The organism is Burkholderia sp. 22088, assembly GCF_052045915.1.
Taxonomy (GTDB): Bacteria; Pseudomonadota; Gammaproteobacteria; order Burkholderiales; family Burkholderiaceae; genus Burkholderia; species Burkholderia cepacia.
In genome coordinates, this window is sequence record NZ_JBQEPY010000001.1 from 18,856 (window position 1) to 31,967 (window position 13,112).

General features: G+C 70.3%; 12 protein-coding genes. 9 read left to right on the forward strand and 3 right to left on the reverse strand.

Annotation, left to right across the window (positions count from 1 at the left end):
- The first annotated feature begins 15 nt into the window (after positions 1-15).
- From ACTJLD_RS00090 to ACTJLD_RS00130, 9 genes are all read left to right on the forward strand, one after another.
- Entirely contained in the window at positions 16-1,689 is a 1,674-nt protein-coding gene (locus ACTJLD_RS00090; protein ID WP_440657611.1) for a ShlB/FhaC/HecB family hemolysin secretion/activation protein, read from the forward strand.
- A 65-nt stretch (positions 1,690-1,754) separates the two neighbouring features.
- Positions 1,755-4,676, forward strand: a complete 2,922-nt coding sequence (locus ACTJLD_RS00095; protein WP_440657612.1) for a two-partner secretion domain-containing protein — start codon at positions 1,755-1,757, stop codon at positions 4,674-4,676.
- A 367-nt stretch (positions 4,677-5,043) separates the two neighbouring features.
- Positions 5,044-5,580 carry an NUDIX domain-containing protein gene (locus tag ACTJLD_RS00100; RefSeq protein WP_027787752.1) on the forward strand — a complete coding sequence of 179 codons (537 nt, stop codon included), beginning with the start codon at positions 5,044-5,046 and terminating at the stop codon, positions 5,578-5,580.
- 130 nt (positions 5,581-5,710) lie between these two features.
- Positions 5,711-6,148, forward strand: a complete 438-nt coding sequence (locus ACTJLD_RS00105) for an acyl-CoA thioesterase (protein WP_027787751.1) — start codon at positions 5,711-5,713, stop codon at positions 6,146-6,148.
- Between the two features lie 7 nt (positions 6,149-6,155).
- Positions 6,156-7,091, forward strand: coding sequence for a branched-chain amino acid ABC transporter permease (locus ACTJLD_RS00110; protein WP_059699016.1), 936 nt, complete (start codon positions 6,156-6,158; stop codon positions 7,089-7,091).
- Positions 7,084-8,316, forward strand: coding sequence for a branched-chain amino acid ABC transporter permease (locus ACTJLD_RS00115; protein WP_440657613.1), 1,233 nt, complete (start codon positions 7,084-7,086; stop codon positions 8,314-8,316). Before ACTJLD_RS00110 ends, ACTJLD_RS00115 begins: the two co-directional genes overlap by 8 nt.
- Positions 8,313-9,065, forward strand: a complete 753-nt coding sequence (locus ACTJLD_RS00120; protein WP_440657614.1) for an ABC transporter ATP-binding protein — start codon at positions 8,313-8,315, stop codon at positions 9,063-9,065. The genes ACTJLD_RS00115 and ACTJLD_RS00120 overlap by 4 nt, the downstream gene beginning before the upstream one ends.
- Entirely contained in the window at positions 9,062-9,766 is a 705-nt protein-coding gene (locus ACTJLD_RS00125; protein ID WP_027787747.1) for an ABC transporter ATP-binding protein, read from the forward strand. Before ACTJLD_RS00120 ends, ACTJLD_RS00125 begins: the two co-directional genes overlap by 4 nt.
- Positions 9,767-9,933: 167 nt before the next feature.
- Complete coding sequence (locus ACTJLD_RS00130; protein WP_021162382.1) at positions 9,934-10,680, forward strand: glucose 1-dehydrogenase; 747 nt, start codon at positions 9,934-9,936, stop codon at positions 10,678-10,680.
- Positions 10,681-10,729: 49 nt separating this feature from the next.
- On the opposite strand, the gene ACTJLD_RS00135 is transcribed toward ACTJLD_RS00130, so the two are convergent.
- From ACTJLD_RS00135 to iolE, 3 genes are all read right to left on the reverse strand, one after another.
- Entirely contained in the window at positions 10,730-11,224 is a 495-nt protein-coding gene (locus ACTJLD_RS00135; RefSeq protein WP_059497814.1) for a heme-degrading domain-containing protein, read from the reverse strand.
- Positions 11,225-11,306: 82 nt separating this feature from the next.
- Positions 11,307-12,125, reverse strand: coding sequence for a 5-deoxy-glucuronate isomerase (iolB, locus tag ACTJLD_RS00140; RefSeq protein WP_027787745.1), 819 nt, complete (start codon positions 12,123-12,125; stop codon positions 11,307-11,309).
- A gap of 43 nt (positions 12,126-12,168) precedes the next feature.
- Complete coding sequence (gene iolE / locus ACTJLD_RS00145) at positions 12,169-13,098, reverse strand: myo-inosose-2 dehydratase (RefSeq protein WP_059699022.1); 930 nt, start codon at positions 13,096-13,098, stop codon at positions 12,169-12,171.
- Between the last annotated feature and the right edge of the window lie 14 nt (positions 13,099-13,112).

Below are 13,112 nucleotides of genomic sequence, written 5' to 3' on the forward strand. Positions count from 1 at the left end.
ATCGGCGCTCGCGGCATGCGGCGAGCGACCGCCGGCGTCGGCCGCGCGATGTGCCTGTCGCTGCTGTGCGGAGCGGGTGCCGCGAGCCTGTTCGGCCACGCGTATGCGCAGGCGCCGAACGCCGGCTCGGCGATGCGCGACATCGAGACGTCCCGGCCGAACCTGCCGGCGGAAGCCGCACCCGACCTTGAGATCGTGCCGTCCGGCAGCGCCGCGCAGGCGCCTGCCGAAACCGGGGCACGTGTTTGGGTGCGCAGGTTCGAGGTCGGCGGTAATACGGTATTCGACAGCGCAACGCTGCAGGCGCTCGTCGCCGATCTGGCCGGCGATGCGCTGGGCTTCGCCGATCTTCAGCGCGCGGCCGAGCGGATCTCCGCCTTCTATCGCGCGCGCGGCTACGTGCTCGCGCGAGCCTATCTGCCGAAGCAGGAGATCGACGACGGCGTCGTGCGCATCGAAGTCGTCGAAGGCCGCTACGGCCGCATCGAGATCCAGAACCATTCCCGCGTATTCGACGCCGTGCTGCGCCAGCCGCTCGCGGCACTGCGCGCGGGCGACGTCGTCCGTGGCGCCAGTCTCGAGCGCCGCCTGCTGCTGCTCGACGATCTGGCGGGCGTCGGCGCGCGCGGCACGTTGCGTCCCGGCGACGCGCCAGGCACCACCGATCTCGTCGTCGAGGCCGGGCGCGCGTCGCCTGCTTCCGGGGCGCTCGAATTCGACAACTTCGGCGATCCGTCGACGGGGCGTTACCGCGTCGGCGGCAGCGTCGACGTCAATGCGCCGCTGCGGCTCGGCGATCGCCTGAGCCTGCGCGGGCTCGTCAGCAATGAACGGCAACGCTATTGCCGCGCCGCCTATCAGGTGCCGGTCGGACCGGCGTCGACGCGGGTCGGGGTGGGGTATTCGTCGCTGCGCTACCGGCTCACCGGCGGCTTTTCCGATCTCGACGCGAGCGGGCGCGCGAGCGTGCAGACCGTGTACGTCGCGCAGCCGATCGTGCGCGCACGCAACGCGGGCCTTACGGCCCAGATTCAGTACGAGAACAAGAACCTGCATGACGAATACGGCGTCTTTTCGTTGCGCAACGACAAGAACGTCGGCTTGTGGACTGTCGCGCTCAGCGGGAACAGCCAGGACGGCTGGCTGGGCGGCGGTCGCAACGGCTTCTCGGTGATGTTCGGCGTCGGGCGCTTGCGCAGCAACGATGCGCTCGGAGCGAACGAGTTGACGAACGCGATCGGCAGTTTCACGAAGCTGAACCTGAACCTGCAGCGCATTCAGGCCGTGGGCAGCCGGTTCCAGGTGTACGCGCAGGTCAGCGGCCAGCTTGCGTCGCGCAATCTCGATTCGTCGGAGAAATTCAGCCTCGGCGGACCATACGGCGTGCGCGCGTATGCGCTCGGCGAAGGCAGCGGCGATCAGGGTTGGCAGGCAAGCGCGGAACTGCGTTATCTCGCCGCGCCCGGATGGCAGGTCAGCACGTTCGTCGACGCGGGCGGCGTGCAGCTCAACCGGCATCCATGGACGCGCGAACGGAATACGCAGCACATGCAGTCGGTGGGCTTCGGCGCGAGCTGGTACGGCTCGACCCGGCAGGTGTCGCTGACTGCCGCATTGCCGCTCGGCAGGGGAGGCGACTCGCCGACCCGCGCGCCGAGCGTATGGGTTCAGGCCGCTCGGTATTTCTGAGCGAGCGTGATCGCAGTCCGTCTGGCAAGACGGTCTTTCTTGAGTAAATTGAAGAGGATCCCAAAATGAATAAAGCCTACTCGTTGGTATGGAATGAAGCGCAGGGAGGCTGGTGCGCGGTCGGGGAAACGGCGCGCCGTCGTGGCAAGTCGAGCGGCGGCAAGCGCCTGCTCGCGGCGGGCGTGTCGCTGCTGGGTCTCGCGGCGTCGGGCGCGTATGCGCTGCCGACGGGCGGCGTGATCGAGTCGGGAAAGGCGAACATCGACACGTCGGTGGACGGCAAAACGATGTCGATCCACCAGCACACGGACAAGCTGATCACGAACTGGCAGGACTTCAGCGTGGGCAGCGGCGAGCGGGTGTCGTTCAAGCAGCCGGGGAGCCAGTCGATGGCGCTGAACCGGGTGCTCGGGTCGAACGGCAGTCAGATCCTGGGTCAGCTCGACGCGAACGGCCGGGTGTTCCTGGTGAACCCGAACGGGGTGATGTTCGGTGCGGGTGCCCAGGTGAACGTGGGCGGTCTGGTGGCGTCGACGCAGAACCTGTCGGACGCGGATTTCCTGGCGGGGCGCTACCGGTTCGCGGGGACGTCGAGCCAGTCGGTGCAGAACGCGGGGACGATCACGGCGGCGGACGGCGGCAGCGTGGCGCTGCTGGGCGCGCGGGTGTCGAACACGGGTGTGATCCGCGCGCAGATGGGGCGCGTGGCGCTGGGCGCGGGCAATGCGTTCAACGTGAACTTCGACGGCCAGGGGCTGCTGAGCCTGCAGGTGGAAGGCGGGGCGGTGGACGCGCAGGCGCACAACGGCGGGCTGCTGCAGGCGGACGGCGGTGAAGTGCTGATGACGGCGCGCGCGGCGGGCGATCTGCTGGGTTCGGTGGTGAAGAACAGCGGCGCGATCGAGGCGAAGGGCCTGAGCAGCCGCGACGGGAAGATCACGCTGGACGGCGGCCAGGTTCATGTCGGCGGGAAGCTCGACGCGAGTGCGCAGGACGCATCGACGGCAGGCGGCACGGTGACGACGCGTGGCGAGCGGGTGACGGTGGCGCGCGACGCGCAGGTGGATACGCGCGCGGCGTCGGGCCGCGCGGGCCGGTGGACGATCGAGGCGGCCAACGCAGGGGTCGGCTCCGGAGCCAACGCGATCGACGGGGAGACGCTGTCGCGCAACCTGGGCACGACGAACGTCGCGTTGACCAATACGTCGGGCGATCTGACGGTGAATGACGCGGTGACCTGGACGGGCGACAACGCGCTGACGCTGACGTCGCAAAAGGGCAACGTCGACCTGAAGCAGTCGCTGACGGCGAGCGGCGCGAACGCGGGCGTGGCGGTGAATGCGGCGAAGCGCGTCCGTATCGGCAACACGTTGGCGCTGACGGGCGAAAACGCGCACCTCGAGCTGAATTCGGGCAGCGGGCATACGCTGGCGAACGACGGTGCGGTGGTCACGCTGTCGGGGCGCAATGCATCGTTCTCGGCAAACGGGGAAGCGTATCGCGTGATTCATGACCTCGCGGGGTTGCGCGACGTCGACGGCAACCTGAACGGCCGTTACGTGCTGGGCAATGCGATCAACGGCAACGGCGCCCAGTTCCGCAGCCTCGGCGGCAACAGCAACGCATTCGGCGGCGTGTTCGACGGCCTCGGCAATACCATCGGCAACCTGTCGGTCGTGAATCCCGGCGCAGCCTTCGTCGGGCTGTTCGCGAGCAACGTTGGCCGGATCTCCAACCTCACGCTGGAGAACGTCAGGGCGCAAGCGTTTGGTCAGCCCAATCGCGCTCCCGTCAGCGTCGGCGCATTGGCAGGCGCCAACGCGGGCAAGATATCGAACGTGAAGGCGAAGGACGTGTTCGTGAGCGGCGAAGGCCTGACGTATGTCGGCGGCCTGGTCGGCAGCAATCTGAGCGGTTCGATCGATCGCGCGTTCGTGTCGGGCCGGGTCGAAGGCGACAAGAATGCGTTGGCGGTTGGCGGCCTGGTCGGCGAAAACCGCACGGTCCTGTACCCCGACCTCGGCGACGCGACCATCGCGAACAGCCGCGTCGACGTTCAGGTGAGCAGCCGCTCGGCGGGCGGCACGGGCGGCCTGGTCGGGGTCAACCGGGGCATCATCGCGGGCTCGTCGGCTGCGGGCAGCGTCAACGCGCCGGGCAGCGGCGGGCGTGTCGGCGGTCTCGTCGGCTTCAACGAAGGCGGGGACAAGGCCGGACGGATCAAGGCCTCTTCGTCGAGTGCGACCGTGAAGGCGGGCCGCTACGCGACGGCGGGCGGCCTCGTCGGCTACAACGCCGCATCGATCGAAGCGTCCGACGCGAAGGGCAGCGTGACCGTGGGCGACAACGCGAAGGCTGGCGGTCTGGTCGGCGAGAACGGAAACGGCGGCACCCTTACCGCGTCCTCCGCGGCGGGCGACGTATCGGCCGGTGCGAACAGCAGCGCCGGCGGGCTCGTCGGCAAGAACGCCGGCACGGTGGCGAGCGCCAGCGCGAGCGGGGCCGTGACCGTCGACGGAGCCGGCGATGCGGGCGGTCTGGTCGGACGCAATGACGGCAGCGTATCGTCGTCGAGCGCATCGGGTGACGTCGTTGCCGGAACCGATGGCAACGTCGGCGGACTGGTCGGCATCAACTCCGCTGGCGCATCGATCAATGCGTCGGACTCGTCGGGTTCGGCAAAGGGCGGTGATTACAGTTGGGTCGGCGGTCTCGTCGGCAACAACGCAGGCAGGATCGCGTCGTCGTCGTCGTCAGGCAAGGTGTCCGGCGGGCGTAATGCGCGGCTGGGTGGCGTGGCGGGTGGAAACTTCGGTACGGTCGAGAACTCGAGCTCGAGGAGCCGTGTTGCGTACACGGCCGGTTACGACCAGTTCTACGGCGGGCTGGTCGGCCTCAACATCGGCTCCGTGCGCGGCAGCAGCGTGAGCGGAAGCGCGGCGGCGGTGCCGGTCGCGGGCCTCGATTTCGGCGACATCCGGAACTGATCGCCGCATTCCGGGAGGCGGTGTTCGTGGTGGTGATACACGCCTTCCGGGAACGTCGCGCCATTGCGGCTTCGATCCGACACCCGCCCGGCGTGCGTGCCTGACGGGATGGCCGGCCGGCGATGGCGGCACGTATGCCGTCGCCGGGTGGCCTTGGTCGCGGTCGTGCCGCGCAAAGGGGGCTTCACGCCGAGCCGTGAAGCCCCCTTTTTCGTGGTGTGCCGCGCGCGCGGGGGAGCGGCAACGGTCGGGATTCGGCACGCGTCGCGCGAGGGGCGGCCACTGTCGTCCGCTTTCACGGGCGACGGCTTGCGGCCGGCAAACTCGCTAGAATGAGGCCTTTCCCGCGCCCGCCAGATCCCCATCGATGACCACCGCCGACTACCGCTTCTGCCCGCGCTGCGCGAGCCCGCTCACCGAGCGCGCCGATCCCGACCATGAAGGCGGCCGCGTCCGCCAGGCCTGTCCCGACGACGCATGCGGCTACGTGCACTGGAACAACCCGCTGCCGGTGGTGGCCGCGATCGTCGAGCTCGACGGCAAGATCCTGCTCGCGCGCAACGCGGCCTGGCCCGAAGGCATGTTCGCGCTGATCACCGGTTTCCTCGAGAACGGCGAGACGCCCGAGGACGGCATCGCGCGCGAGGTGTTCGAGGAAACGGCCCTGAAGGCCGAGCACGTGTCGCTCGTCGGCGTCTACGAATTCATCCGCAAGAACGAACTGATCATCGCGTACCACGTGCGCGCGTCGGGCACGGTCGCGCTGTCGCCGGAACTGCTCGAATACAAGCTCGTCGATCCGCCGCTGCTGCGCCCGTGGCGCGCCGGCACGGGTGTCGCGCTCGCCGACTGGATGCGTGCGCGCGGCCTCGATTTCGAATTCGTCGACCGGCCGGGCCAGTGACGGGCCGGCCAGTCGGGTTGCAGCCGCCGTGCCGCGAGCGATCGCGGCGCCCGGCTTCTTGCCGGCGCGCCGTGCCACGCGGCCGCCGCGCTTCGTCCTCAGCGCTTTCATCGTCCTGACCGCCATCGCCATGTCCGACAAGCCGCAACCGCGTCCGCGCGACGCCTATCGCCACTTCCTGCCGATCACGACCCGCTGGATGGACAACGACGTCTACGGGCACGTGAACAACGTCGTCTACTACAGCTACTTCGACACGGTCGTGAACGAATACCTGATCCGCGCCGGCGTGCTCGACGTCGAGCACGGGCAGACGATCGGCCTCGTGGTCGAGACGCAGTGCAACTACTTCGCGCCGCTGGTGTTTCCGCAGTCGGTCGACGCGGGCTTGCGGGTCGTGAAGCTCGGCACGTCGAGCGTGCGCTACGAGGTCGGGCTGTTCGCGCAGGGCGACGCGTCGCCCGCCGCACAGGGGCATTTCGTGCACGTGTACGTCGATCGCGGCACGCGCCGCCCGGTGCCGCTGCCCGACGCGCTGCGCGCCGCGCTCGAGCCGCTCGCGGCCTGACCTCGCGGTGCACGCATTCGCGCTCCAGGCCTTCAACGGCCTCAGCTACGGCTTGCTGCTGTTCATGTTGTCGGCCGGCCTCACGCTGATCTTCAGCGTGCAGGGCGTGCTCAACTTCGCACACGCGAGCTTCTACATGCTCGGCGCGTATGTCGGCTACAGCATCGCGGCCCGCGCGGGCTTCTGGCCCGCGCTGGTCCTCGCGCCGCTCGCGGTGGGGCTGCTCGGCGCCGGCTGCGAACGCACGCTGCTGCGCCGAGTCCAGGCGCGCGGCCATACGAGCGAACTGCTGCTGACCTTCGGGCTCGCGTACCTGATCGGCGAGGGCGCGAAACTCGTGTGGGGCCTGGCGCCGCTGCCGGCCCCCGTGCCGGCGCTGTTCGACGGCGCGCCCGCGACCGTCTTCGGCCTCGCGCTGCCGCGCTACCGGCTGTTCATGATGGGAATGTCCGCGGCGATGCTCGTTGCGCTCGGCGCGTTGTTGCGCACGTCGCGCATCGGGCTCGTGGTGCGCGCGGCACTCACGCACCGGGCGGCCGTCGAGGCGCTCGGCTACGACGTGCCGCGCGTGATGACGGCGCTGTTCGGCGCGGGCACCGCGCTGGCCGCGCTGGCCGGCGTGATCGGCGCGCCGCTCGCGGTGATCGAACCCGCGCTGGCCGAAACTGTCGGTTCGGTCGTGTTCGCGGTCGTCGTGATCGGCGGGCTCGGTTCGCTCGGCGGCGCGTTCGCGGCGTCGCTCGCCGTCGGTTGCGCGCAGACCTTCGCGGCCGCGAGCGATACGTCGCTGCGCGACCTCGCGTCATGGGCCGGCATCGCGCTGCCCGACAGCGTGGCCACAGTATCGATCGCGCAGCTCGCGCCGCTGGTGCCGTACCTGCTGCTGGTCGCGGTGCTGGTCGCGCGGCCGCGCGGGCTGTTCGGCGAGCGCGCCGATGCGTAGCCGCACGCTTGCCGCCGGCCTGGCGCGCGGGGCGCTGTTCGCCGCGTGCGTCGCGCTGCCCGCGTGGCTGTGGCCGCATGGCGCGGTGCTCGGTTATCTCGCGCAGACGGCCGCGCTGGTCGTGCTCGCGCTGTCGTACAACCTGCAGCTCGGCACGACCGGGCTGCTGTCGTTCGGGCACGCGGCGTTCGCGGGCCTCGGCGCGTTCGCGGCCGCGCACTGGTTCAACCACTTCGGCGGCCCGCTGCCGCTGTTGCCGCTCGTCGGCGGCATGGCCGGCGCCGGTTTCGGCTTCGCGGCCGGGCTGCTCGCGACACGCCGTTCCGGCACCGCGTTCGCGATGATCACGCTCGGGCTCGGCGAATGCGTCGCGGCCGCCGCCTGGAGCGTGCCCGCGTGGTTCGGCGGAATCGGCGGCGTGCCGATCGACCGCGCGAGCGGCACGCCGTGGGGCGGCTGGCATTTCGGCGCACCGGTGCAGGCGTATGCGGTCATCGCCGCGTGGTGCATCGCGTCGGCGTGGGCCATGCACGCGCTGACGCGCATGCCGCTCGCGCGGCTCGCGAACGCGGTGCGCGACAATCCCGCGCGCGTCGCCGCGCTCGGCACCGATCCGCGCCGCGTGCGGCTCGCGATGGTCACCTGCGCGTCGTTCTTCGCGGGTGTCGCGGGCACGCTGACGCTGATCGACGTCGAAATCGCGACGCCCGACAGCGTGTCGATGGCGCGTTCGGCGACCGTGCTGATCGCCGCGGTGATCGGCGGCACCGGTACGTTCTTCGGGCCGGCGGCCGGTGCCGCCGTGCTGACCCTGCTGAGCATCGTCGTCGCGGGCGTGTCGCGCGCGTGGGCGCTGTATCTCGGCGTGCTGTTCGTCGCGATCGTCGTGGCCGCGCCGCGCGGGATCGCCGGGATCGTGCAGGCGCTCGCGCAAGCATCGCGGCGCGGCGCGCCAGCGGCCGAGCGGTGGCGCATGCTGTGCGCGGTCGCCGCGTGCGTGTTCTGGGGCGTCGCGATCGTCTGCGCGGCGGAGCTCGGTTATGCGTGGCGCTTCGCGCAGGACGACGGCGCAGGCTTCGCGTTCGGCGCCTGGCGCATCGACGCCGATACGCCGGCCGGCTGGGCCGTCGCGTGTTCGGCGGCCGGCATCGGTGCGTTGCTGTGGGGCTGGCGCGCGCGCTTCGCGCCGGGCGGGCAGGCGGGCAAGCGGGAGGACGTGCGATGAACGGCAACGCGATCGCGCTGCACGGCGTCGTGCAGCGCTTCGGCGCGCAGACGGTGCTCGACGGCGTCGAGCTGAGCATCGCGGCCGGCGAGCGTCATGCGCTGATCGGGCCGAACGGCGCGGGCAAGTCGACGCTGTTCGGCGTGATCGCCGGTGCGACGCGGCCCACGCGCGGGCGCGTGGTGCTGCATGGCGTGGAGCTGCGCGGGCGCGGGCCGGTCGTCGCGAGCCGGCTCGGCATCGGCCGCAGTTTCCAGCAGACGAGCGCGTTCGCGCGGCTGTCCGTGTTCGACAACCTGCGTTGTGCGGCACTGCATGCGCCCGCCGAACGGCGGCGCTGGTGGAACCGGCTGCGCGAATCGGCGTCGGTCGATCTCGCGGCCGGGCGCGTGCTGCACGACATCGGCCTCGACGCGCACCGCGACACGCCGGCCGCCGAACTGGGCTATGCGGAACAGCGCGCGCTCGATCTCGGGATCGCACTCGCGAGCGGGGCGCGCACGCTGCTGCTCGACGAGCCGACGGCCGGCATGAGCCGCGCGCAAGCGGCGCGGATGATCGCGCTGATCCGTGCGACGACGCGGGGGCGAACGGTCCTGCTGATCGAGCACGACATGGACACGGTGTTCGGGTTCGCCGAGCGCATCACGGTGCTCGTGCGCGGCACGGTGGTCGCGACCGGCGCACCCGATGCGATCCGCGCCGATCCGGCCGTGCGGGCCGCCTACCTGGGCGAGGGCGGCCTGTGAGCGCGCTGCTCGACATCCGCGGCCTGCGCGCGGGGTACGGCCTGCAACCCGTGCTCGACGGCGTCGATCTTGCGCTTGCACCGGGCGAGACGCTCGCGCTGCTCGGCCGCAACGGCTCGGGGCGCTCGACGCTCGCGAAGGCCGTGATGGGGCTCGTGCGCACGGCCGGCTCGGTGCGCATCGACGGCGCCGAATGCGTGGGCGCGCGCACGTTCGAGATCGCGCGGCGCGGTGTCGCTTACGTTGCCGAAAGCCGCGACGTGTTCCCGCTGCTGACGGTGCGCGACAACCTGCGGCTCGGGTTGCGCGGCGCCCGCGGTGCGGCCGAACGCGCGGCGCTCGAACGGCTGTTCGACCGCTTTCCGCTGCTGTCCGCGCGCGCGGACGTGAAAGCCGGGCGGCTGTCGGGCGGCGAACAGCAGGTGCTCGCGCTGGTGCGTGCGCTGGCCGGCCGCCCGCGCGTGCTGATCGTCGACGAACCGGCCGAAGGCCTCGCGCCGCTCGCGGTCGACGAAGTCGGCGCGTGCCTGGCCGCGCTGCAGGCCGACGGCGTCGCGATCCTGCTGATCGAGCAGCGGCTGCAGTTCGCGCCGCGGCTCGCGCGGCGCGTCGCGGTGATGGGGCGCGGACGGATCGTCTACGACGGCGCGCTCGACGGCCTGGGCGGCGAGGTCGCGAACGCCTGGCTCAGCGCCGGCTGACGGCGCGCGAGCGATTGTTCGGAAAACGCCGCCAGTCAATTCGTGTCGAGCCGCTTTATCGCTGCGGTGCCGCACCGTACATTGCCATGCATGCCGGTCGCCGCATCGACACACTGCGCGGCAACCGGCGCCATCCATCGAAGGTCTTTTGACTGAGGAATGAAATCATGAGCAAGCTGGCAGGCAAGGTCGCGATCGTCACGGGCGGATCGAAGGGCATCGGCGCGGCAATCGCGAAGGCACTGGCCGCCGAAGGCGCGTCGGTCGTCGTCAACTATGCGAGCAGCAAGGCGGGTGCCGACGCGGTCGTCGGCGCGATCGTCGAAGCGGGCGGCCGCGCGGTCGCGGTGGGCGGCGACGTGTCGAAGGCAGCCGACGCGCAGCGCATCGTCGATACGGCGATCGACACGTACGGCCGTCTCGACGTGCTCGTCAACAATTCCGGCGTGTACGAATTCGCGCCGATCGAGGCGATCACCGAAGAGCACTATCGCCGGCAGTTCGACACGAACGTGTTCGGCGTGCTGCTGACGACGCAGGCCGCCGTCAAGCATCTCGGCGAAGGCGCGAGCATCATCAACATCAGCTCGGTGGTGACCAGCATCACGCCGCCCGCCAGCGCCGTCTACAGCGGCACCAAGGGCGCGGTCGACGCGATCACCGGCGTGCTCGCGCTCGAACTCGGCCCGCGCAAGATTCGCGTGAACGCGATCAACCCGGGGATGATCGTGACCGAGGGCACGCACAGCGCGGGCATCATCGGTTCGGATCTCGACAAGCAGGTGCGCAGCGAGACGCCGCTCGGCCGCCTCGGCGAGCCGGACGACATCGCGTCGGTGGCCGTGTTCCTCGCGTCGGACGATGCACGCTGGATGACCGGCGAGCATCTCGTCGTGAGCGGCGGGTTGAACTGATCGTGCGGGGCGGTGCCTCGGCGCGCTTGCGCCGGTCGTGCCCTTGTCGTTACGCGTGCGGCGCGAGCGCGTAACGGCCGACGTGCCACTGCAGGCTCTCGACGACGAGCGCGTGATTGTGTTCCGAGTCGAGCCCCGCGATCGTCATCGCGCCGACGATGCCGGCCCCGGCGACGCGCAACGGCACGCCGCCGCCGTCGAGCGCGTAGTCGTCATCCGACAGCCCCTGCGACTGCAGCGACCAGCCGGCGCGTCGAAAGCGCTCGCCGACCGCGAGTGAGCTGAGGCCGAAGCGCAACACCGTGTTCTGTCGCCGGCGGATCGCGTCGCTGTCGTTCGCGTGGCTGCCGTCGAGCGCGCAATAGAACAGCGGCGCCTGCTCGCCGACGATGCTCACCGCGATCGGCAGCCCGCGGCGCGACGCGAGGTTGACCGCGATCTCGCCCATCCGGCGGGCAAGCGCCGCATCGAAGCGCGGCAGCGCCGGGTTCGACGCGTCGTCGTCGAACGGGTGGGGATCGAGGCGAAAGAGGGTCGTCACCATGGCGGCTCCGTGGCGTTCCCGGCTCTGGGTGCGCGTGCCGGGCATCGCATCGTCACGGGCCGCGCGCGGGCCCGTCTTCCATTCAGCGCTTCGGCGCCGCGTCGAGCATCCATTCGTGCGCGGGGTCGTTCCTGAACGCCCACGCGCGGCTGGGCCCGGCCATCACGTTCAGGTAGTACAGGTTGTAGCCGTGCGGCGCGACGACCGGATGGTAGCCGCGCGGCACCATCACGACGTCGTGGTTCTCGACCGCGCACGCTTCGTCGAGGCTGCGGTCGTCCGTGTACACGCGCTGGAACGCGAAACCCTGCGGCGGATCGATCCGGTGGTAGTAGGTTTCCTCGAGCGAGGTTTCGTCGGGCGCTGCGTCGCGGTCGTGCTTGTGCGGCGGATAGCTGCTCGAATGGCTCGCCGGCGTGACGACCTCGACGACGAGGAGGCGTTCGGCCGCCGGGTTGTCGCCCATCAGGATGTCGCACACGTAGCGCGTGTTGGTGCCTTGGCCGCGTACCGAGCGGCGCATCCGTTCGCCGTCGAGGCGTTGCACGGGCTTGTCGCCGCTTGCATACGGCGCGGTGCACAGCGCGATTTCCGCATCGCGCGTCGCGACCAGCGTGACCGTCTTGCCGCCCGGCACGTACAGCGCATCGGGCGATACGTCCTCGAATACGCTGTCGCGCTTGCCGAGCGCATCGTAGGTCGTGCCGTCGACTTCCGCGCGCACCGTGCCCGTGAGCACGACGACGCACAGTTCCCGCGTGCCCGTGTCGAGCGTTTCGGTGTCGCCGGCCTTCAGGCGCAGCGCGCGAAAGCCGACGTGCTTCCAGCCGGCCGATTCCGGCGTGACGTTGCAGATTTCGCGCTCGGGCGATGCTTTGACCAGCAGGGGAGAAATCGTCATGGGGTGGGGCTCCGCAATGGGGTGACAGCGGGGGTGACGGGGCTCACGCGCTCAACCGGTCGACGATCGCGCGCAGCGATTCGTAGCCCTTCTTCGCATACGCATAGCTCGGCGCGACGGCCGGATCCTGCTCGGCCTCGACGACGAGCCAGCCTTCGTAGCCGGCATCCTTCAGCGTGCGCAGCGTCGCCTCGTAGTCGAGCGCGCCGTCGCCGGGCACCGTGAAGGTGCCGTTGATCACGCCGTTCAGGAAGCTCCAGCCGTCGTTGCGCGCCTGCGTGACGACCTGCGGCCGCACGTCCTTGCAATGCACGTGGACCACGCGCGATACGTGTTTCTTCAACAGCGTCACCGGGTCGGCCGCGCCGCCGAAATACGCGTGGCCGGTATCGAACAGCAGGAATACCTTCGCCGGATCGGTCAGCGCCATCAGCCGGTCGACGTCGTCGGGCGATTCGACGTATGCGCCCATGTGGTGATGGTAGGCGAGCTTGATGCCGTAGGTCGCGAGCAGGTGCGCGCCGAATGCGTCGAGGCGTGCCGCGTAGCGCCGCCATGCGTCTTCGTCGACGAAGCGCGGCCGCTTCGCGACCGGCGTGTCGATGTTGCCCTGGATCGTGCCCGCGCATTCGCCGTACACGACCACGTTCACGTCGTTGTACTGCAGCTTCGTCATGTGCGCGCGGCAGCGCTCGATTTCCGCGGCGACCGCATCGGCGTCGCTCATGCCCGGCGCGACTTCCGCGAGGAAGCCCGAATACCAGCCCGACACGCACACGAGCCCGAACCCGGCGAGTTTCGCCTTCAGCTCGGGGCCCGTCTTCGGGAACTTGTTGCCGAGCTCGAAGCCCGCATAGCCGATTTCGGCGCCTTCCTTCAGCGCCGTTTCGAGCGGCGTCTCGCCGCCGAGCGACGGCAGGTCGTCGTTCATCCACGACAGGGGATTGATACCGATGCGGACGTTCCAGCTCATGACGGGCTTCCTTG

Excerpts from the sequence above, each read along its gene's own strand:
- ACTJLD_RS00090 (WP_440657611.1), top strand. The coding sequence starts at position 16 with ATGCGGCGAGCGACCGCCGGCGTCGGCCGCGCGATGTGCCTGTCGCTG.
- ACTJLD_RS00095 (WP_440657612.1), top strand. The coding sequence starts at position 1,755 with ATGAATAAAGCCTACTCGTTGGTATGGAATGAAGCGCAGGGAGGCTGG.
- ACTJLD_RS00100 (WP_027787752.1), top strand. The coding sequence starts at position 5,044 with ATGACCACCGCCGACTACCGCTTCTGCCCGCGCTGCGCGAGCCCGCTC.
- ACTJLD_RS00105 (WP_027787751.1), top strand. The coding sequence starts at position 5,711 with ATGTCCGACAAGCCGCAACCGCGTCCGCGCGACGCCTATCGCCACTTC.
- ACTJLD_RS00115 (WP_440657613.1), top strand. The coding sequence starts at position 7,084 with ATGCGTAGCCGCACGCTTGCCGCCGGCCTGGCGCGCGGGGCGCTGTTC.
- ACTJLD_RS00120 (WP_440657614.1), top strand. The coding sequence starts at position 8,313 with ATGAACGGCAACGCGATCGCGCTGCACGGCGTCGTGCAGCGCTTCGGC.
- ACTJLD_RS00130 (WP_021162382.1), top strand. The coding sequence starts at position 9,934 with ATGAGCAAGCTGGCAGGCAAGGTCGCGATCGTCACGGGCGGATCGAAG.
- ACTJLD_RS00135 (WP_059497814.1), bottom strand. The coding sequence starts at position 11,224 with ATGGTGACGACCCTCTTTCGCCTCGATCCCCACCCGTTCGACGACGAC.
- iolB (WP_027787745.1), bottom strand. The coding sequence starts at position 12,125 with ATGACGATTTCTCCCCTGCTGGTCAAAGCATCGCCCGAGCGCGAAATC.
- iolE (WP_059699022.1), bottom strand. The coding sequence starts at position 13,098 with ATGAGCTGGAACGTCCGCATCGGTATCAATCCCCTGTCGTGGATGAAC.